Source organism: Herbidospora mongoliensis, from assembly GCF_001570545.1.
GTDB classification, from domain to species: Bacteria; Actinomycetota; Actinomycetes; order Streptosporangiales; family Streptosporangiaceae; genus Herbidospora; species Herbidospora mongoliensis.
On sequence record NZ_BBXD01000012.1, the window covers coordinates 396,620 to 416,597 of the forward strand.

Consider the following 19,978-nt stretch of genomic DNA (forward strand, 5'->3'; position numbering starts at 1 on the left):
GAGCGCATGGAAAGCCGGGACGTCGCCGGCCGTATCGTCCTGACCCCGTGAACGGTGAATCCCTCTAGAGCCAGCCGTTCCGGTCCGCGGCCTGGGCGGCCTCGATGCGGTTGCGTACGCCGATCTTGGTGATGGCCGACGACAGGTAGTTGCGGACGGTGCCCTCCGACAGGTGCAGCCGGGCGGCGATGTCGGCGATCGTCGCGCCGCCCGCGCCGGCTGCCAGGACGTCGCGCTCGCGCGGTGACAGCGGGTTGGGGCCGGTGCTGAGCGCGGTCGCCGCCAAAGCCGGATCGATGACGCGTTCCCCGGCCATCACGCGGCGGATCGCGGCGGCCAGTTGCTCGGCCGGGCCGTCCTTGATGAGGAAGGCCGAGGCGCCCGCCTCCATCGCCCGGCGCAGGTAGCCGGGGCGGCCGAACGTCGTCAGGATCATCACGTGGCAGCCGGGGACCGCCGCCCGTATCTCGGCTGCCGCGGTCAGGCCGTCGGTGCCGGGCATCTCGATGTCCAGCAGGGCCACGTCGGGGCGGACCCGCCGGGCCGAGGCCACCGCCTCGTCGCCGTCCGCCGCCTCGGCGACGATCTCCAGGTCTTCCTCCAGGCCGAGCAGTGCCGCCAGGGCGCCGCGCACCAGGTTCTGGTCTTCCGCCAGCATGACCCTGATCATGAGGGTGACCCTACGGGCACGCGTACCGCGACGCGGAAGCCGCCGCCGGGCAGCGGACCCGACTCCAGCGTGCCGCCCTCGGCCGAGACCCGTTCGGACAGGCCGGTGAGGCCGTTGCCCGGGACGTGGCCCTTCGCGGCCCGGCCGTCGTCGCGGACCTCCAGGGTCGCCGCGCCCCCGCCGTGGGCGACCTCGATGACGCAGCGGGAGGCGCGGGCGTGCCGGACGACGTTGGTGACCGACTCGCGGACCGCCCAGCCGAACACGCCGTCGGCCACCTCCGGCAGCGGGCCGCCCGCCATCCGGACCGTCGCGTCGACCCCGGCCGCCGCCAGGACCGCCCGCGCGCCGTCGAGCTCCTCGCTCAGCGCGCGCCTGCGGTAGCCGGAGACGACCTCGCGGACGTTGGCCAGCGCCGACCGCGCCGCCGTCTCGATGTCCCCGATCTCGCCGATGGCCCGGTCGAGGTCGCGGCCGGCCATCCGCCGCGCGAGCTCGCTCTTCAGCACGATCAGCGACAGGCTCTGGCCGAGCAGGTCGTGCAGGTCGCGGGCGATGCGCAGCCGCTCGTCGGTGGCGGCCAGCCGGGCGACCTCGTCGCGTGCCTCCTGGAGTTGGAGCACCAGCGTCCGCGTGTGCCGGAGCGCGACCATCATCATGCCGAGCGCCAGCAGCACCGCCGCGATCCCGCCGTACATGGCGGGGTGGGCCCCTGTGACCACCCCGTCCACGACGGTGACCGCCGTCGCGGCCAGCACCCCCGCCGCCGCCCACCGAAGCGGCAGCGCCATCGAGCACACGAACGCCAGGTAGACCGGCAGCCCCAGCCAGTCTGGCCCGAACACCAGCGGCAGCCCCGCCGCCAGCAGCGCGAACACCACCAGCACCAGCACCGCCCGCCCGGTGAACGGGTCGTCCCAGCGCCGCCGCACGAACGTCACCGCGTAGTACGTCAGCGCGAACACCACCAGGGCCGCCCACCCCAGCCACTGCCGCGTCCCCTCGTACCGGGCCACCGCCACCGCGACCGGGGTGAGGAACAGCAGCCCGAACGACGTCCAGAATGCTCGTTGCAGCAGTTCCGGCCCCTGGACGTCGCCGATGAACAGTCGCTTCACCAGGCCCGCCGATACGCGACGACGGCGAGCGCCCCCAGCGCCACCGTCCAGGCGGCCAGCACCAGCCCGGCGGACAGGGGCGGCGCGTGCCCGGCGGCCACGGCCCGCCCCAGCTCGGCGAACCGGGTCGAGGGCAGCGCGGCGGCGACGTCCCTGATCACCTGCGGCAGCACCGACAGCGGCACCCACATCCCTCCGGCGATCGCCAGCCCGAAGTAGGCCCCCAGGGTGATCGGCTGGGCGGCGTCCGGCCCGGTCAGCGACCCGATCAGGGTGCCGAGCGCGGCGAACGGCAGCGTGCCGACCCACAGCAGCGCCGTGATCGCGACCCACTGCAGAAGGTCCAGCCGCACGCCCTGCCAGAGCACCGACGCCAGCCCGACCAGGATCACGGCGGGCAACCCCAGCGACATGGCGGCGAGGGTCTTCACCACGATCACCGTCGTAGGCGTGAGCGGGGTCACCCGTAACTGCCGCAACCACCCGCTGCGACGTTCGGCGGCCAGCCGCACGCCGGTGCTCATCAGCGTCGCGCCGAGCGCGCCGTAGGAGGCCATGGAGACCATGATGTCCACCGAATACGGCAGCCCGGTAACGGGATCGGGCCGGTCCCCGGCGAAGATGCTCGACCAGAGCAGGTAGAAGGCGACGGGGAGGGCCAGCGCGAAGGACAGGTAGTAGCGGTCGCGCAGGACCTGGAGAAGTTCGAGACGCAGATAGCTCAGCATGCCGGGATCTTTCAGCGCTCGGTCACGGTCAGGGAGAGGAAGGCGTCTTCGAGCGCGGGGGTGGTGATCTCCAGGTCGCGGATCGTCAGCCCGGTCGAGTACAGGGAGGCGACCACGATGTCGGGGTCTGCGGTGTGCAGGGTGGCGAAGCCCCCGCTGACCTCGACGGCGGTCACCTCGGGGAGTCGTTCGAGCCCGGCGGCGGGCTGGGCGCCCAGGCGGAACCGGACCGTGCGGCCACCGGCTCGCCGCTTGATCTCGGCGGGTGTGCCGTCGGCGACGATCCGGCCGCGTGAGAGGACGACCACCCGGTCGGCGTTCTCGTCGGCCTCTTCCAGGTGGTGGGTGGCGAAAAGGATCGTGCGGCCGCCCGCCGCGTAACGGCGGATGGCCGTCCAGAAGGCCCGCCGGGTCTCCACGTCGAGCGCGGCGGTCGGCTCGTCGAGGACGAGCACCTTCGGCGCCCCCGCGACGGCCATCGCGAACCGCACCCGCTGCACCTGTCCGCCGGACAACCGGCCGGTGCGCCGCCTGGCCAGGTCGGTCAGGCCGGCGAGCTCCAGCACGTCGTCCAGCGGCATCGGGTCGGGGTAGAGGCCGCCCACGAAACCGACGACCTCCCGCACGGTCAGGTTCGGGACCAGTTCCCCTTGCTGGATCATGGCGCCGACCAGCCCGTGCGCGGCGGCCTCGGCCGGGGCCTTCCCGAGCAGCTCGACCCGACCGGCATCGGGGGTGACGAGGCCGAGCATCATGCCGATCATGGTGCTCTTCCCCGCCCCGTTGGGGCCGAGCACCGCGACGACCTGCCCGGCAGGCACCCGCAGGCTCACGTGTTCCACGGCCCGGACGTCCCCGAACCTCTTGGCCACGCCCTCAACGCTGATCGCATCCATGGCGACAACGGTAGAAAAGCCGGATGTGCGGGAGTAGTGAAGCTTGTCGGGTGATCATGCTGACAAAAGTCACATGGGTCGTCTCAGACGATGAGCGGGCCGGCCACCTTCAGTTCGTCGTGATCGATCAGCCGGCGGACGGACTCCAGCACGGCGTCCTGCGGCTGGTGGTTCGGTGCGTAGCCGAGGAGGGTCCTCGCCTTCCCGATGGAGCAGACGTGACTGCGGTGCAGGTGCTCCCAGCTCGCCTCCGCGTGCTCCGCGGGTGTGTCGCGGCGGAACTCCTCCCAGGTCACTGATTCCAGCGACGCGGTCTGCCCGAACCACGCCGCCGCCTGGCGCGCGTACCCGCGGACGTTGAGAGCGGTGGGGGCGACGACGTTGAAGTCCTGGCCCGCCGCCGCGTCCCGGTTGTGGACGGCCAGTTCGAAGGCCTGGGCGACGTCGTCGGCGTGGACGTGGTGCATGAGTTCGGCGCCGATTCCGGGGATGCGCAGCGGCTGCCCGGCTGACAGCGTGGTCCACACCGAGGGGTCGAGGTTGCCCAGCGGGCCGATCGGGTGCCAGCCGGGGCCGACGATGTGCCCCGGGTGCAGGGACGTGGTGACCAGTCCGCCGTCGGCGGTCTCCTGCTTCAGCATCCGCGCGATCCGGTCTTTCTGGATGCCGTACTCCCCGGCAGGGGCGGTGCCGGTGTCCTCGGAGATCGGCAGTGAGTCGCTGGGGCCGTACCGCCAGATGGAACCGCAGTGCAGCAGGTGGCCGGTCTCGCCCCGCAGCCGCTCGACCAGCGCGGTGGCCGATTCCAGCGTGAAGCAGACGAGGTCGACGACCACGTCGGGGTTCAGCCCGGCCACCGTGTCCCCGAAGGTGCCCTCGCGGTCCTGTCGCTCGCGGTCGGCGGCGACCTGGCGCACCTGCCCCCATTCGGGAGCGTCGGTGTAGGCGGTGCGGGAGCCCCGGCTGATGGTGACGACCTCATGTCCGGCCCGCACCAGCCGGGGGACGAGGTAGGTGCCGATGTGCCCGCTTCCGCCGATGACAACGATGCGCATGCGTGTCTCCATTCGTGTTAGATGCCCCACTCTGTCCTACCTTGACGTCCTGCCGTCCCGCGCACAGGACGGCCGAGCCGTCCGCCGAGCGGGGTAGATTCATCGGGTTAAGCAAAGCCGAGAAGTGGCTGATTCGCTGATTTGTTGACGTCGGGCGGGTCCCGTCCTACCGTTCAATCCATATTCATCGGATCAATTGGAGCTGGTCTTATGCCGACGATCACCTCAGTGGACGTGATCGACGTCAGGTTCCCCACCTCCGCCACCCTCGACGGCTCCGACGCGATGAACCCGGACGGCGACTACTCCGCCGCCTACGTGGTCCTCGCGACCGATGACGACGACCTGGCGGGATACGGCCTGACCTTCACCATCGGACGCGGAAACGACCTCTGCGTGGCCGCCGCCCGCCAGATCGGGGCACGACTGGCCGGGCGGGACGTGGACGAGACGGCCGCCGACCTGGGCGGTCTCTACCGGGAGATCATGGCCGACAGCCAGATGCGCTGGCTGGGACCAGAGAAGGGCGTGGTGCACCTCGCCGCGGCCGCCGTGCTGAACGCCGCCTGGGACCTGGCCGCCCGCCGGGCCGGCAAGCCCTTGTGGCGTCTGGTGGCGGACATGTCGCCGGAGGAGATCGTCGCCGCGTGCGACTTCCGCTATCTGTCCGACGTGCTCACCCCTGCCGAGGCCGTCGAGATGCTCGCGCGGCTGCGGCCCACCCGCGAGGAACGCGTCGCCGAACTGGCCGAGCACGGCTATCCCGCCTACACCACCTCGCCCGGCTGGCTGGGCTACGACGACGACAAGCTGCGGCGTCTGCTCCGGGAGGGGGTCGCCGAGGGCTGGACGCACGTCAAGCTCAAGGTCGGCGCGGACATCGACGACGACCTGCGGCGGCTGGCGATCGCGCGCGAGGAGCTCGGCGACCGCCACCTGATGATCGACGCCAACCAGGTGTGGGACGTGCCCGAGGCCATCACCTGGGTGAACCGGCTGGCGGCCTACGAGCCGCTGTGGATCGAGGAACCGACGAGCCCTGACGACGTCCTGGGTCACGCCGCCATCCGCAAGGCGATCACCCCCGTCGGCGTCGCGACGGGCGAACACTGCCACAACAGGGTGATGTTCAAGCAGCTCCTGCAGGCGGAGGCGATCGACTACTGCCAGATCGACTCCTGCCGCCTGGCCTCGGTCAACGAGATCATCCCCATCCTGCTGATGGCCGCCAAGTTCGGTGTGCCGGTGTGCCCGCACGCCGGGGGCGTCGGCCTGTGCGAGATCGTCCAGCACCTGTCGGTGATCGACTACGTCTGTGTGAGCGGCAGCCTGGAAGGCCGGGTCCTCGAGTACGTCGACCACCTGCACGAGCACTTCACCGACCCGGTCCGGGTGGAACGGGGACGCTACCGCCTTCCCGGGCAGCCGGGCTACAGCGCCCGCATGCACCCGGATTCCGTCGACGCCTACCGCTACCCTGATGGCCCGCAGTGGGCCCGGCAGTAGGGATGGCGAAGTGGGAGTCATCGAGACCGCGATCGACACGATCAAGCAGATGATCGTCGACGGCGAGCTGCGTCCCGGCCAGAAACTCCCCATCGAGAAGGAACTCGCCGACCAGCTCGGCATCGCCCGCAACACCCTGCGCGAGGCCGTGCGCGCGCTGATCGCCATGAGGGTCCTGCAGACGCGCCAGGGCGACGGCACCTACGTCACCAGCCTCTCCCCGGCGCTGCTGCTCGACGGAATGAGTTTCGTCGCCGACATCCACCAGCACGCCGGTGCAGGGGAGTTCCTGCACGTGCGCCGGATCCTGGAGGCGGAGGCGACGGCTCTGGCGGCCGTCCGCATCCCCGACGAGCACCTCGTCGTGCTGGGCAACCTGCTGGAGGAGGCCGAGCGCCTCGCCGCGGCACCCGAGATCGACCACGGCAAACTCGTCGCCCTCGACCAGGACTTCCACTCGCTGATCACCTCCCACTGCGGCAACGCCGTGCTGGCCGCCGTCATCCAGAACATGTCCGGCCGCACGATCCGGGCCAGGATCTGGCGGGGCATGACCGACCCGCAGGCCGTGCAGCGCACGCTGGGGGAGCACCGCGCCGTCTATCAGGCCCTGCTCGCCCGCGATCCCGAGCGAGCTCGCATCCACGCCGCCATGCACGTCCTGGGCGTCGAAGAGAGCCTGCCGGATTTCGCGTCCGGGAGCCTCGGCACGACGGCGCCCCCGCTGCCCTCGTAGGCACCCGGACGCGAGTCCCGGGACAGAGCGTCACTCCTGCGTCTTGCCCCCGGTGAGCCGGGAGAGGGCGAGCGCGGTGAGGATGATCGCTCCGTTGAGCGCCTCGATCCACTGCGCCGGCACGCCGGCGAGGGTGAGGACGTTCTGGATCATGTAGAGCAGCAGGATGCCGGTGAACGCGCCGAACACCGTGCCCTTGCCGCCGTTGAGGCTGACGCCGCCGATGACGGCGGCGGCGAACACCGTGAAGATCGCCCCGTCGCCCTGCGAGGCGGCCACCGAGGCCAGCCTGCCGGTCAGCAGCAGGCCGCCGACCGCGGCCAGCACGCTGGCGGTGATCAACGTGATCCACAGCACCCGGTCGGTGCGGATGCCCGCGGCCTTCGCGGCGTCGACGTTGCCGCCGATGGCGTACAGCGAGCGGCCGAACCCGGTGAAGCCCATGACCAGGACGCCGGCCGCGAACAGCAGCAGGCAGATCCAGATCGAGGCGGGCACGCCGAACCACATCGCCGAACCCAGATAGATCATGGACTCCGGGAGGTTGAAGAAGGTCTGCCCGCCGGAGATGCCCGTGAGCAGGCCCCGCAGCACGATGAGCATGCCCAGGGTGACAATGAACCCGTTGAGCCCGAAGCGGACGATGAACAGGGCGTTCACCACCCCGATCAGCACCCCGACCGCCAGGGTGATGGGGATCGCCCAGAAGCCGGACAGCAGCCCGAGTCCGGACCCGGTCCCCACCGCGACCGTCAGCCAGGCGGCCACGCCGGGCGCCAGGCCGAAGGTCGACTCCAGCGACAGGTCCATCTTGCCGACGATCAGCACGAGCGCCTGCGCCAGGACGAGCAGCGAGATCTCCGACATGGTCTGCAGGATGTTGATCAGGTTGTCGGCCCGCAGGAAGATCGGGTGCACGATCTGCCCGACGATCGCGATCGCGATGATCGCCGGTACGAGCGCCAGGTCCCGCAACCGGGCCAGGCGCAGCCCGGCCGGTGTCCTCCTCCCCGGCCCCTTCGGCGCGGGCCGGCCGGTCTCCGCGGGGGCGGCGGTGGTCTCAGGCATCGAGGTCGACTCCTTCCATGGCCGCCACCATGTCGTGGTCGTGCCAGCCGGCGGCCAGTTCGGTGGTGACCCGGCCGTGGAACATCACCAGCACCCGGTCGCACAGCCGCAGATCGTCCAGTTCGTCGGAGGCGATCACGACGCCGGTGCCCTTCCCGGCGATCTCCTCGACCTTGGCGAGCAGGAACTCCTTCGACCGCACGTCGACGCCCGCAGTCGGGGTGATCAGCACGAGCAGGCGGGGGTCGCTCGCCAGGGCACGGGCCATCACCACCTTCTGCTGGTTGCCGCCGGACAGGCCGTTGACGGGCAGCTCCGGGCCGGGGGTCTTGATGGCCAGATTCGTGATCATCTCGCGGGCGAGCCCGTCCCTCCTGCGTCCGCTCACGAGTCCCGCGGTGCCGAGCCGCTCCGGCACGGTCATGGTGGTGTTGTCGGCGATCGACATCAGCGGGATGAGGCCCTGGTGATGACGGTCCCGGGGGACCAGCCCCACTCCCGCCGCCAGCGAGTCGGGCACGCTGCCGGCGCGCGGACGCCGCCCGGCGACCTCGACCGTGCCCTCACCGGGAGCCCGCAGCCCCGCGATGGTCTCGGCCAGTTCGGTCTTCCCGCTGCCGCCGAGACCGGCCAGGCCGACGATCTCGCCTGCCTGGACGCGCAGGTCCACGCCGACGTACACCTCGCCGTCGGTCAGGCCGCGGGCGTCCAGGATCACGGGGGCCTCGGCGGGGACGGGAGAACGTGCTTGCCTGTCCCGCAGGCCGGCCGCCTCACCGGTCATCGCCGCGACCAGGTCGCCCTGGGGCAGCTCCCCGACCGGGGCGGTGAGGATGTGCCGGGCGTCCCGGAAGACCGTGACGGTGTCGCAGATCTCGTAGATCTCCTGCAGGTGGTGACTGATGAACAGGAAGGTGACCCCCTGCTCCCGCATCGCCCGCATCCGGTCGAAGAGCCGGGAGATCGCCGCTCCGTCGAGCTGCGCGGTCGGTTCGTCCAGGATGATGAACCGCGCACCGAACGACAGAGCCCTGGCGATCTCCACGAACTGCCGCTGTTCCACGCCCAGTTCACCGGCCGACCGGCGGACGTCGACGTCCACCGACCAGGCCTCCAGGAGGTCGGCCGCCTTCCGCCACATGCTCTTCCAGCTCACCAGGCCGAGGCCGTTGTGGTCGTGCCGGTTCAGATACAGGTTCTCGGCCACGGTCAGCTCAGGGATGATCGTGGACTTCTGGTAGACGCAGGCGACCCGCTCCCGCCAGGCGTCCCGTTCCGACGAGCGGGGCGCCGGCCGCCCGGCGAACCGCACCTCACCTTCGTCGGGTTCCTGCAGGCCGGTCAGGATGGAGACGAGGGTGGACTTGCCCGCGCCGTTGCGCCCGACGAGGGCATGGGTCTCGCCCGGCGTGATCGTGATGTGGGCGCCGTCCAGCGCCACGGTCTCGCCGTACCTCTTGGTGATGCGCGCCGCCTCGCAGACGGCGGACGGGTTCGCGGAAGCGTCCATCGCCGTGCCTCTCAGCTGAGGTTGTTGCCCCAGAGCGACTTGTCGTCGTGCTTGACGCTGGGGATGCCTCCGTAGGTGCCGCCGTCGAGTGTGACGAGCGGCGCGGAGAGCTGGTCCTCCAGCAGACCAGGGCGGACCTCGATGATGGTGCTGTCGTGGTCGGTCTTCCCCGGGGCGAAGGTCTTGCCGTCGATCGCCGCCTTGGTGTACTCCAGCGCCCACTTGGCGTAGAGGTCGGCGGGCTGGGAGACGGTCGCGTCGATGTTGCCCGCGGCGATGTCCTTGAGCTCCTGCGGGATGCCGTCGTTGGAGACCACGAAGACGTGCTTGGGGTCGTCCGGCGCGACCAGCAGGCCACGCTGCTTGAGCACTTGGAGGGTGCCGGACAGGGCGAAGCTCGACTGCATGTAGACGCCCTTGACGTCCGGATTGGCGGTGAGCACCGTCGACAGCTTCTGCGAGGCGACCGCGCCGTCCCAGTTCGTGGCCTCGCCGAAGACCTTGATGCCGGCGTAGTTCTGCGCCATGCACTCGTTGAAGGCCTCGGTCCGGTCCCGGCCGTTGATGGAGGCCAGGTCGCCCTGCAGCATGACGACCTTGCCCGCGCCCTTCAGCTTCTCGCCGAGGTAACGGCAGGCCTTCTCCCCGTACGCGCGGTTGTCTGCGCGTACGACCATGAAGGCGTTGCCCTGGTCGGGTCGGGTGTCGACCAGGACGACGGGGATCTTCTTGCCTTCGAGCTGCTGAAGCGTGGGAGCCACCGCCGCGGTGTCCTGCGGCGCCATGACCAGCCCGCGGATGCCCTGGCTCACCAGGCTCTGCACGTTCGCCGTGAGCTTCGCGATGTCGTTCTGGGAGTTGGTGGTCTTCAGGTCGGCGCCGATCTCACCGGCGAACTTCGGCACATAACTGATGTAGGAATTCCAGAAGTCGGTGTCGGAACGGGGATAGTCCACGCCGATGACCGGTTGCGCCGGGGCGTTGGCCGTCTGCCCGTTCGTGTCGTCCCCGCCGCACGCCGCCAACAGACAGGCCGTCATTGACAACGCCACGGCGAAGGGTAAGCGTCTGATTCTCATCTTCACTCCTTCTGATGCTCTTCACGGTCGAGCCCGTCAGAGCACAGGACATGGGATGTCTTTCTACGACCGAAACCCAGTCGATGTCTAGAGCCTGTCGCCGACAGGGCGACGGCCTGCACATTCGAGAGTGCCGCAGACTGGAGAGATGCTGAGACATCACATGTCTATCTCGGACGGTGTCCTGGGTGAATGAGTGATTCACGGGCGCCGGGCATTGGGTGCAGGATGCACCTATGTCTTTGACCGAGCAGGCCATCGTGCGCATCCGCCAGCTCATCAAGGACGGAATGCTCCCTCCCGGAGCGCGGCTGCCTCCCGAGCAGGACCTGGCGACCTCGCTGGGCCTGTCCCGCAACCTCCTCCGTGAGGCCGTCCGCTCCCTCGTCACGACGCGGGTGCTGGAAGTACGCCGGGGGGACGGCACGTATGTCACCTCGCTGGAACCCGCGCTCCTGCTCGAGGGGGTCGGCGTCGCGGTCGAGATGATGCAGGGGGACGACCTCCTGGAGATCACCGAGGTGCGGCGGCTGTTCGAGCCGGTGGCCACGGGCCTGGCGGCCAGCCGCATCTCAGCGGTCCAGCTGGCCGAGGTCCACCGTCATCTCAACGCCATGATCGGCGCGCAGGACGACGTCGAGATGCTCACCCACCACGACGACGCCTTCCACCGCGCCGTCTTCGAGGCGACGGGCAACCAGTCCCTGTGCGCCCTGCTCACCGGCATCGCCAGCCGCACGGTCCGGGCGCGCGTCTGGCGAGGACTCCTGGAAGGCAACGTGGCCGGCCGCACGGTCGCCGAGCACGTCTCCATCTACCGGGCGCTGGAAGCGGGGGACGTGGCACTCGCCCAAGCGGCGGCGCTCATGCACGTGAGCACGACCGAGACCTGGCTCCGGGAGAACCTCGTGCGCTCCTCGGCCCCGGACCCCGACGAACGGGTCATCTGATCACGATCGGTCAGTGCGACAGGAAGGCCGACAGCTGCGGCGAGTACGTGGTGTGCAGGACGAGCGTCGCCGCTCCGACCACGGCGGCGTCCGCGCCCAGGGGAGAGGCGGCCACGTCGACGATCCGGATGTGCCGTGACAGCGGCCGGGTCGCCAGCGCGGCCGCGACGGCCGCGACGAACCGGTCTTCGACGTGCTCGATGCCGTGGCCGCCCAGGACGATGAGGTCCACGTCGATGAAGTTGGCGACGCTGACGGCGACCGAGGCCACGTGCCGGGCGGCCTCGTCGATGACCTCGACGGCGAGTGCGTCTCCGGCCGCGGCCGCGAGCAGGATCGCGGGGTGGTCGACGGTGGCCGGGTCGAGGCCGAAGGGCACGGAGAGCACGCTGCCGCGCCCGGTGGCGAGCCTCTCGTGCACCTGGGCCACCAGCGCCGACGGATTGACGAGACGTTCGAGGCAGCCGTGGTTGCCGCAGTAGCACGCGGGTCCGTCGGCGAGCACGGTGGAGTGGCCGAACTCGCCGGCGTTCAGCGAACCGCCCCGGTAGACCTGATGGTTGAGGATGAGGCCGCCGCCGATGCCGGTGCCGAAGAAGAGGTACGCGAAGTGCGCCACGCCCCTGCCCGCGCCCGACCATCGTTCCCCGACGGCGGCGGCGGTGGCGTCGTTGTCGAGTGTCACGGGCAGCCCGGTGGCTTCGGCGAGCATGCGCTGCACGGGCACGCGCGTCCAGTTGGCGAGCTGGGGCGGGGCGACGACCAGGCCGCGGTTCTGATCCAGCGGGCCCGGTGCGGCCAGGCCCACGCCCAGCACCCGGCCGGGAGGGACCTGCGACTCGGCCAGCACCTCCTCGACGAGCGCGGCCATCGCGGCGACGACGTCGGCCGGGTCGGTGCCGGGGGTGACCGGCTGGCGCCGGACGGCCAGCGGCCTGCCCAGTAAGTCGATCACCGTGCAGGTGAGCTTCACCGGATCGAAGTGCACCCCGATCGCCGCCCGAGCGTCGGGGTTGAGCCGGAGTGTGGTGCGCGGCTTGCCGCCGTTCAGGACCCGGCTGGCGCCGTCTTCCCGCACCATGCCCTCGTCGATGAGGCGGCGGACGATTCCGGAGATCGTCTGCGGGGTGAGACCGGTGCGCTCGGCGATCTCGACCCTGCTGATCCCGTCGGCGAGCTGGATCTGGTCCAGCACCACAGCCTGGTTGTATCGCCCGATCTTGGGCAGATTCGTGCCTGCTTGCCGCACCCAGCGTCCTTCCTGCTAGTTCGCCGGGTCACAGTCTGCACCAGAGCGTTGACCTAGTAAATCAAATGGATTTATTGTCCTTCGGATAGCTCTAACACCTAAGTCATGAATCAAGTGAGGGTCAACCGGAGGCAAGCAGTGTCCACCACATGCCGTGGTCCGCGAGGTGCGGAGACTCGTCCATGACGAGTGCCCCGGTCCTGCTGGAGATGCGGTCGATCACCAAGACCTTCCCCGGCGTCACCGCGCTGGCCGACGTCAATCTTGAGGTCCGGCAGGGCGAGATCCACGCGATCTGCGGGGAGAACGGCGCCGGCAAGTCGACGCTCATGAAGGTGCTCAGCGGCGTCCATCCCCACGGGACCTACACCGGCGACATCGTCTACCAGGGCGAGCAGGTGCGGTTCTCCGACATCCGCGCGAGCGAGCACGCGGGCATCGTCATCATCCACCAGGAGCTCGCGCTGGTGCCGGGCATGTCGATCACCGAGAACATCTTCCTCGGCAACGAACCGCGCAAGCGGGGCGGGATCGACTGGAAGGCGGCGCAGCGCCGGGCGCTGGAACTGATGGCGGAGGTCGGGCTCCAGGAGGACCCCGACACCCTCATCAAGGACATCGGCGTCGGCAAGCAGCAACTCGTCGAGATCGCCAAGGCGTTCGCCAAGGACGTGAAGCTGCTCATCCTCGACGAGCCGACCGCGGCGCTCAACGAGGCCGACTCGCGGCACCTGCTCGACCTGCTGCGCGGCATCCGCGAGCGGGGTGTGACCTCGATCATCATCTCGCACAAGCTGAACGAGATCGAGGCCGTCGCCGACACCATCACCATCCTGCGCGACGGCCACACGATCGAGAGCCTCGACGTCAAGGCCGACGGCGTCAACGAGGACCGCATCGTGCGCGGCATGGTGGGCCGTGAGCTGCACAGCCGCTTCCCCGAGCACACGCCCGACATCGGCGAGGTCTTCTTCGAGGTCCGCGACTGGACGGTCCGCCACCCCATCTCCGCCGACCGGCTGGTCTGCAAGGGGTCGAGCTTCGACGTCCGGCGCGGGGAGATCGTCGGGTTCGCCGGCCTCATGGGCGCCGGGCGCACCGAGCTGGCGATGAGCCTGTTCGGCCGTTCCTACGGCGTCTACCTGAGCGGCCAGATCTTCAAGGACGGCGAAGAGGTCCAGCTGCGCACGGTGTCGGACGCCATCGACCACGGCCTCGCCTACGTCAGCGAGGACCGCAAGGCGATCGGGCTCAACCTGCTCGACGACATCAAGACCTCGATGGTCGCGGCCAAGCTGTCCAAGGTCTCCACCCGCGGCGTCGTCGACCCGGTCCGCGAATACCGCTACGCCGAGGAGTACCGCCAGAGCCTGCGGGTCAAGACCCCCAGCGTCGACGAGGGCGTGACGAAGCTGTCGGGCGGCAACCAGCAGAAGGTCGTGCTGGCCAAATGGATGTTCACCGACCCCGACCTGCTGATCCTCGACGAGCCCACCCGGGGCATCGACGTGGGCGCCAAGTATGAGATCTACGGGATCATCCAGCGCCTGGCCGACCAGGGCAAGGGCGTCATCATCATCTCCTCCGAGCTGCCCGAGCTCATCGGCCTGTGCGACCGCATCTACACGGTCTTCGAAGGCACGGTCACCGGTGAGGTCACCCGCGCCGAGGCCGATCCGGAACACCTCATGAAACAGATGACCTCTACGAAGAAGACGCCGATCCGATGAGCCGAATCAAAGACCTCCAGAAGAACCTGTTCGGGGGCACGACCTCCAACGCCCGCCAGTTCGGCATGATCTTCACGCTCGTCGCCATCGTGCTGCTGTTCCAGATCTGGACCAACGGCCTGACGCTGACCTCGGGCAACCTGATCGCCGTCGTCAGCCAGTACTCCTACATCCTCATCCTGGCCATCGGCATGCTGATGGTGATCGTGGCCGGGCACATCGACCTGTCGGTCGGCTCCGTCGCCGCCTTCACCGGCATCGTGGTGGCCAAGACCATGCAGGAGTTCGCCCTGCCCTGGCCGGTGGGCATCCTGATCGGCCTGGCCGTCGGCGCGCTGATCGGCGCCTGGCAGGGTTTCTGGGTCGCCTACGTCGGGGTGCCGGCGTTCATCGTGACGCTGGCCGGCATGCTGCTGTTCCGCGGCGGCAACCAGTACATCGGCAACGCCGACACGGTCCCGGTGCCGGAGGGCTTCCGTACGATCGGCGCCGGGTTCCTGCCCGAGGTGGGCCCGGACACCGGCTACAACAACCTGACGCTGCTGCTCGGCCTGGCCGCGTGCGCGGCCGTGGTGTGGCGGGAGCTGAAGTCCCGGCAGACCCGGCGCGAGATGAACGCCGACCCGGCGCCGATGTGGATCTCGGTGCTGCGGATGGCGGTCATGGTCGGCGTCATCGTGTTCGCCACGCTGCGCTTCGCCGGGGGCCGGGTGGGCACCAGCCTGCCGATCTCCGGCATCATCCTGATCGCCCTGGTGCTGGCGTACTCCCACTACACCCGCAACACCATCGGCGGCCGGCACATCTACGCGGTGGGCGGCAACGCCCGCGCCGCCGAGCTGTCGGGTGTGAAGCTCAAGCGGGTCAACTTCCTCGTCATGATGAACATGTCCGTCCTGGCCGCTCTGGCCGGGATGATCTTCGTGGCGCGGTCGTCGGCCTCCGGTCCCCAAGACGGCCTGAGCTGGGAGCTCGACGCCATCGCGGCCGTCTTCATCGGCGGCGCGGCCGTCTCCGGCGGCTTGGGCACCATCAGCGGGTCGATCGTCGGCGGCCTGGTCATGGCCCTGCTGAACAACGGCCTGCAGCTCGAAGGCGTCGGTTCGGACATGGTCCAGATCATCAAGGGCCTGGTCCTGCTCCTCGCGGTGGCCTTCGACGTCTACAACAAGAGTCAGGGGCGGTTCTCGATCATCGGGTCGCTGACGCGTCCCTTCCGCCGGGACGATCCGTCCCCGCCGACCGATCGACCATCGCCGGCATCGGACTCCGACAAGGCTCCGGTCGCCGGCTGACCATCCCCCGGGCGCGTTCCCCACGCCGCCTGTGACATCACATCCGAAGAAGGGTTCGTTTCACCATGCGGAAATATCTGACCAGGAGTGCCGCGTTGATCGGCGTCGCGGCGCTGCTCACCCTGAGCGCGTGCGGCTCCGAGCGTGAGGGCACCGCCGCTCCCACCGCCGGCGGCAGCGCCGCGCCGGCCAAGGGCTTCGCCGCCGACGGCCTCATCGGGGTGGCCCTGCCGTCCAAGACCTCGGAGAACTGGGTGCTCGCGGGCGACCTGTTCACCAACGGCCTCAAGGAGGCCGGCTTCACCTCCGACGTCCAGTACGCGGGCGCCTCCACCACCGTCGCCGACCAGCAGGCCCAGATCTCGGCCATGGTCACCAAGGGCGCCAAGGTCATCGTGATCGGCGCCACCGACGCCGCCCAGCTCACCACCCAGGTCAAGCAGGCCAAGGAGGCCGGCGCGGTCGTCATCGCCTACGACCGGCTGATCACCAACACCCCGGACGTCGACTACTACATCGCCTTCGACAACTTCAAGGTCGGCCAGCTCCAGGGCCAGGCGCTCCTGGACGGCATGAAGGCCAAGAAGCCCGAGGCCCCGTGGACGATCGAGCTGTTCTCCGGCTCGCCCGACGACAACAACGCGGGCGTGTTCTTCAACGGCGCGATGGACGTGCTCAAGCCCCTGATCGACAAGGGTGACGTCGTCGTCGGCTCCGGCCAGACCGACGTCAAGCAGACCGCCATCCAGGGCTGGAAGGCCGAGGGCGCCCAGCAGCGCATGGACTCCCTCATCACCTCCACCTACAACGGCGACAAGAAGCTCGACGGCGTCCTGTCCCCGAACGACACCCTCGCCCGCGCGATCATCACCTCGGTCAAGGGCGCCGGCAAGGACATCCCCGTCGTGACCGGCCAGGACTCGGAGGTCGAGTCGGTCAAGTCGATCATGGCCGGTGAGCAGTACTCGACGATCAACAAGGACACCCGCAAGCTGGTCGCCGAGACCATCGCCATGGTCAAGTCCCTCCAGGCCGGCACCGAGCCGACGATCAACGACAAGGACACGTACGACAACGGCGTCAAGGTCGTCCCGTCCTACCTGCTCCCGCCGGTCATCGTGACCAAGGACAACGCCGCCGAGTCGTACGCCAACGACCCGAAGCTGGCCCCGCTGACCCAGGGCTGATCCCCGCAGCGACACATCCCTGGGTCGGAGTATGAAATTTCGTTCTACGACCTAGGGATCAGGTCAAATGGTCCATCTGGTTGAAAGGCGCTCGCAAGGGCCGTGGCTATGCTGGCCGTTGGGGGTGACACCTATATGGCTATGGCCGGGCCCACCGACCCCGACGTCAATCCGAAGACGCCGGTCGCGGTGGACAACAGTGGAATCAAGGGGCGGCTCGACCGTTTCCGTGCGACCCGTACGGGCGCCCTGACCCTGAAGATCGCGGTCGGCGTGATCGGCGGGGCCATGGTGATCGGCGGGTTGATCATGGTGCCGTTCCCGGGGCCGGGATGGCTGGTGGTGTTCGGAGGGCTGGCGCTGCTGGCGACCGAGTTCAGCTGGGCGCATCGGGTGCTGGAGTTCGCCAAGCGCTATGTGACCATGGCGACCGACTGGCTGAAGCGGCAGAACTGGGCGGTGCGCATCCTCGCCGGGGTCCTGACGTTCGCGGTCGCCTTCGTGATCGTCTGGGCCTGCCTCAGACTGACGCTGGGCTTCGACATGATCGAATACGGCCTCAACTTCTTCAAACGTTAAGAAGGCGCCGCTCCGCGAGGGCGGCCAGCACGTGTGACCCGTCGGCCATGACCGAGTCGTCGAACTCGGTCTCGGGGGAGTGGTTGGTCGGACAGGTCGCCGGGTCGGCCCCCTTCGCGTGGGCGCCCAGCACGAGAAACGCGCCCGGCACCTCGTCGAGGACGAACGAGAAGTCCTCCGACCCGGTGGCCGGGCGCGGCATCGTCAGATAGCGGTCGGCCCCGACGACCTCGGCCGCGACCTCCCCGGCGAACGCGGCCTCACCCGCGTCGTTGACCGTCACGGGATAGCCGATGCCGAACGAGCACTCGGCGCGCAGCCCATGAGCCTCCGCGATGCCGGTCGCCAGCCGGACCACCCCTTCTTTGAGCCTCGCGCGGGTCTCCGGCGAGAAGGCCCGGAGCGTCGCCTGGAAGAACGCCTCGTCGGGGATGATGTTGTCGGCCGTGCCGGCGTGGAACTGCCCGACAGTGATCACCACCGGGTCGAACACGTCAAAGGCCCTGGTCGTGTACGTCTGGAGCTGGCTCACGATCTCGCACCCCACCTGCACCGGGTCGAGCGCCCGATGCGGGGTCGACCCGTGGCCGCCCCGCCCCTTCACGGTCACGTTGAACGTGTCGGCGGCGGCCAGAATCGGCCCGCCCTTGGTGACGAACCAGCCGCTGGGCACGATCGCCGAGAAGACGTGCATGCCGTACGCGGCGACGACGCGGCTGCCCGAGGCGTCCAGGACGCCTTCGTCGATCATGAGTTTGGCGCCCTCGTGGCCCTCCTCGCCGGGCTGGAACATGAAGACGACGTCCCCGGCCAGCTGGTCGCGGCGCTCGGACAGCAGCCGGGCCGCGCCGACGAGCATGGCGGTGTGCAGGTCGTGGCCGCAGGCGTGCATCGCGCCGTCGACGGTCGAGCGGTAGTCGACGGGGACGCGTTCCTGGATCGGCAGGGCGTCCATGTCCGCTCTGAGCAGCACGCTCGGGCCGGGCTTGCCACCTGATTTCCCGCCGCGCAGCACGGCGGTGACCGAAGTGAGGCGTTCGCCGGTGGTGACCTCCAGGGGCAGCCCGTCGAGGGCGGCCAGAACCTTCTCCTGCGTGCGCGGTAGATCGAGGCCGATCTCGGGTTCCCGGTGGATGTCTCGCCGCAGTTTTTCCAGCTCGTCCTGAAAAGTCATGCCCCATCCTCCGCCGGTTCGCGGGCCGTGTTCAACGCGGCGCGCCTTTTGGCCCGCGCTCCGTCACGGACTGCGATCCTTGGTCACTCACTGTCACCATCATGGGAGGGGAATCATGATTCTTTCGCTTGCCCTCGCGGCGCTGCTCTCGGGCGGTGTCTCCGTCACCATCGACAACGGCGTGACCGAGCTGTCGGGCCGGGTGGAGTACACGGTCGAGGTGATCAACCGGGAGCCCCGGCCGGTCAAGGCCGACGTGCGGATCGCCTTCCCCGTCGCGCTGACCGGGCTGCGCGCTGAGGGCGCCACCCTGTCGGCCGACTACGCCGCCTGGGAGGCCCTGCTGCCGACCGGGACCAGCACGTTCCGGCTGAGCGGCAAGGCCGCCGCCGGCCGCCCGACCGACGCGGTGGCCGCCACGGCCTGCGTCTACCTGGAGAATCCGACTCGGCCCGAGGTGTGCGCGAGCGACATCGACACGTTGGGGCCCAAAGGTGACTGGAGCGTGCTCGGGGTGGTGGCGCTGCTGATGGCGCTGATCGGGGCCGGCGGCGCGGCCTACCTGCTGCTGCGGACCCGGCGTACCGTCACGGAACTCGACGCGCCGTCGGACCGGGAGCCGGAGCGGGTCTGATCCCCAGGAACGCGCGGGCCTGCGCCGTCGTCATCGGGGGCCGCTGGGCCAGCCGGGCCGCCTCGGCGGCGCGGGCGACGAGTTCCTCGTTGCCGCGCACGGGGCGGCCTTTCGCGTAGGTGAGGGTGTCCTCCATGCCGACGCGCAGGTGGCCGCCGCCGGCGAGGGCGGCGAACATGACCCGGAGCGACTCGCGGCCGATCCCGGTCGCCGACCAGGTCGCCTCCGCCGGGAGCAGGCTGACCGCCGCGGCGATCGTGCGCAGGTCGCCGGTGAAGCCGCCCGGGACGCCCATCACCAAATCGCAGTGCACCCGGCCGCCGGCGGGCGGGCCGTAGCGGTCGAGCAGGCGGTTCATGGTGGCGACATGGCCGAGGTCGAACAGCTCGAACTCGGGGACGACGCCGCGCGCCTGGGTCTCCCGGTAGAGCTCGGCCACGAACCCCCACGGGTTCATGAAGACGTCGTCGCCGAAGTTCACGGTGCCGCAGGTGAGGGAGCAGGCGTCCGGTTCGGCGTCCAGAACCTTCAGGCGATCCGTGTACGGATCGTGCACCGACCCGCCGGTGGAGAGCTGGACGACCAGATCGGTCTCCCTCAGCGCGGCCACCGTCTCCCGCAGCAGCCCCAGGTCCAGCGTGGGCTTCGCGCCCGAGTCCCTGATGTGTACGTGGACCACCGCCGCCCCCGCCGCCTCGCAGGCCCTGGCGGTGGTGACCAGTTCGTCCAGAGTCACCGGCAGGGCGGGCACGTCGGCCTTGGCCGACTCGGCCCCGGTCGGGGCGACGGTGATGAGGGTGCTCATAGCCGGATA

The 19,978-nt window shown here is 69.6% G+C and carries 19 protein-coding genes; 8 read left to right on the forward strand and 11 right to left on the reverse strand.

Annotation, left to right across the window (positions count from 1 at the left end):
* Window positions 1-64: 64 nt before the first annotated feature.
* From AW272_RS16700 to AW272_RS16720, 5 genes are all read right to left on the reverse strand, one after another.
* Window positions 65-670, reverse strand: a complete 606-nt coding sequence (locus tag AW272_RS16700; RefSeq protein ID WP_066365604.1) for a response regulator transcription factor — start codon at window positions 668-670, stop codon at window positions 65-67.
* The gene (locus AW272_RS16705; RefSeq protein ID WP_083958381.1) at window positions 667-1,788 is read right to left on the reverse strand and encodes a sensor histidine kinase; all 1,122 of its coding nucleotides are present in this window, start codon (window positions 1,786-1,788) and stop codon (window positions 667-669) included. The genes AW272_RS16700 and AW272_RS16705 overlap by 4 nt, the downstream gene beginning before the upstream one ends.
* Window positions 1,785-2,516: an ABC transporter permease gene (locus AW272_RS16710; protein ID WP_066365607.1), complete on the reverse strand. Its 732-nt coding sequence runs from the start codon at window positions 2,514-2,516 to the stop codon at window positions 1,785-1,787. The genes AW272_RS16705 and AW272_RS16710 overlap by 4 nt, the downstream gene beginning before the upstream one ends.
* An 11-nt stretch (window positions 2,517-2,527) precedes the next feature.
* The gene (locus AW272_RS16715; protein ID WP_066365611.1) at window positions 2,528-3,412 is read right to left on the reverse strand and encodes an ABC transporter ATP-binding protein; all 885 of its coding nucleotides are present in this window, start codon (window positions 3,410-3,412) and stop codon (window positions 2,528-2,530) included.
* 83 nt (window positions 3,413-3,495) lie between these two features.
* Window positions 3,496-4,467, reverse strand: a complete 972-nt coding sequence (locus AW272_RS16720; protein WP_066365615.1) for an NAD-dependent epimerase/dehydratase family protein — start codon at window positions 4,465-4,467, stop codon at window positions 3,496-3,498.
* 210 nt (window positions 4,468-4,677) lie between these two features.
* Between AW272_RS16720 and AW272_RS16725 the strand changes: the two genes are divergently transcribed.
* Window positions 4,678-5,973 (forward strand): enolase C-terminal domain-like protein, encoded by a 1,296-nt coding sequence (locus AW272_RS16725; RefSeq protein WP_066365618.1) that lies wholly within the window; start codon window positions 4,678-4,680, stop codon window positions 5,971-5,973.
* Between the two features lie 10 nt (window positions 5,974-5,983).
* Window positions 5,984-6,709, forward strand: a complete 726-nt coding sequence (locus AW272_RS16730; RefSeq protein ID WP_066365620.1) for a FadR/GntR family transcriptional regulator — start codon at window positions 5,984-5,986, stop codon at window positions 6,707-6,709.
* 30 nt (window positions 6,710-6,739) lie between these two features.
* Here the strand turns inward: AW272_RS16730 and AW272_RS16735 are convergent, their stop codons facing one another.
* From AW272_RS16735 to AW272_RS16745, 3 genes are read right to left on the reverse strand one after another with little or no spacing between them, the layout of a single operon-like run.
* The gene (locus AW272_RS16735; protein WP_066365622.1) at window positions 6,740-7,777 is read right to left on the reverse strand and encodes an ABC transporter permease; all 1,038 of its coding nucleotides are present in this window, start codon (window positions 7,775-7,777) and stop codon (window positions 6,740-6,742) included.
* The gene (locus AW272_RS16740) at window positions 7,770-9,287 is read right to left on the reverse strand and encodes a sugar ABC transporter ATP-binding protein (protein ID WP_066365623.1); all 1,518 of its coding nucleotides are present in this window, start codon (window positions 9,285-9,287) and stop codon (window positions 7,770-7,772) included. The genes AW272_RS16735 and AW272_RS16740 overlap by 8 nt, the downstream gene beginning before the upstream one ends.
* Window positions 9,288-9,298: 11 nt before the next feature.
* Window positions 9,299-10,366: a sugar ABC transporter substrate-binding protein gene (locus tag AW272_RS16745; protein WP_066365626.1), complete on the reverse strand. Its 1,068-nt coding sequence runs from the start codon at window positions 10,364-10,366 to the stop codon at window positions 9,299-9,301.
* A 236-nt stretch (window positions 10,367-10,602) separates the two neighbouring features.
* Here AW272_RS16745 and AW272_RS16750 point away from each other — a divergent pair, with 236 nt between their 5' ends.
* Complete coding sequence (locus AW272_RS16750; RefSeq protein WP_066365629.1) at window positions 10,603-11,316, forward strand: FadR/GntR family transcriptional regulator; 714 nt, start codon at window positions 10,603-10,605, stop codon at window positions 11,314-11,316.
* A 10-nt stretch (window positions 11,317-11,326) separates the two neighbouring features.
* Here the strand turns inward: AW272_RS16750 and AW272_RS16755 are convergent, their stop codons facing one another.
* On the reverse strand, window positions 11,327-12,565 hold the full coding sequence (locus AW272_RS16755) for an ROK family transcriptional regulator (RefSeq protein WP_066365630.1): 1,239 nt from the start codon (window positions 12,563-12,565) through the stop codon (window positions 11,327-11,329).
* 182 nt (window positions 12,566-12,747) lie between these two features.
* Between AW272_RS16755 and mmsA the strand changes: the two genes are divergently transcribed.
* The 4 genes from mmsA (at window position 12,748) to AW272_RS16775 (ending at window position 17,356) form a co-directional block, all read left to right on the forward strand.
* Window positions 12,748-14,295 carry a multiple monosaccharide ABC transporter ATP-binding protein gene (gene mmsA / locus AW272_RS16760; protein WP_066365632.1) on the forward strand — a complete coding sequence of 516 codons (1,548 nt, stop codon included), beginning with the start codon at window positions 12,748-12,750 and terminating at the stop codon, window positions 14,293-14,295.
* The gene (mmsB, locus tag AW272_RS16765; protein ID WP_066365634.1) at window positions 14,292-15,590 is read left to right on the forward strand and encodes a multiple monosaccharide ABC transporter permease; all 1,299 of its coding nucleotides are present in this window, start codon (window positions 14,292-14,294) and stop codon (window positions 15,588-15,590) included. Before mmsA ends, mmsB begins: the two co-directional genes overlap by 4 nt.
* 65 nt (window positions 15,591-15,655) lie before the next feature.
* Entirely contained in the window at window positions 15,656-16,777 is a 1,122-nt protein-coding gene (locus AW272_RS16770; RefSeq protein WP_066365635.1) for a substrate-binding domain-containing protein, read from the forward strand.
* A 108-nt stretch (window positions 16,778-16,885) separates the two neighbouring features.
* Entirely contained in the window at window positions 16,886-17,356 is a 471-nt protein-coding gene (locus AW272_RS16775) for a TIGR02611 family protein (RefSeq protein WP_245657586.1), read from the forward strand.
* Here AW272_RS16775 and AW272_RS16780 read toward each other — a convergent pair.
* Window positions 17,346-18,530: a M20 metallopeptidase family protein gene (locus AW272_RS16780; protein WP_066365643.1), complete on the reverse strand. Its 1,185-nt coding sequence runs from the start codon at window positions 18,528-18,530 to the stop codon at window positions 17,346-17,348. The genes AW272_RS16775 and AW272_RS16780 overlap by 11 nt on opposite strands.
* Before the next feature lie 115 nt (window positions 18,531-18,645).
* On the opposite strand from AW272_RS16780, the gene AW272_RS16785 reads away from it, so the two are divergent.
* Window positions 18,646-19,164, forward strand: coding sequence for a hypothetical protein (locus AW272_RS16785; RefSeq protein WP_066365645.1), 519 nt, complete (start codon window positions 18,646-18,648; stop codon window positions 19,162-19,164).
* Here the strand turns inward: AW272_RS16785 and AW272_RS16790 are convergent.
* On the reverse strand, window positions 19,118-19,969 hold the full coding sequence (locus AW272_RS16790; RefSeq protein ID WP_066365648.1) for a beta-keto acid cleavage family enzyme: 852 nt from the start codon (window positions 19,967-19,969) through the stop codon (window positions 19,118-19,120). The two genes, AW272_RS16785 and AW272_RS16790, sit on opposite strands and share 47 nt — an antisense overlap.
* Window positions 19,970-19,978 lie beyond the last annotated feature (9 nt).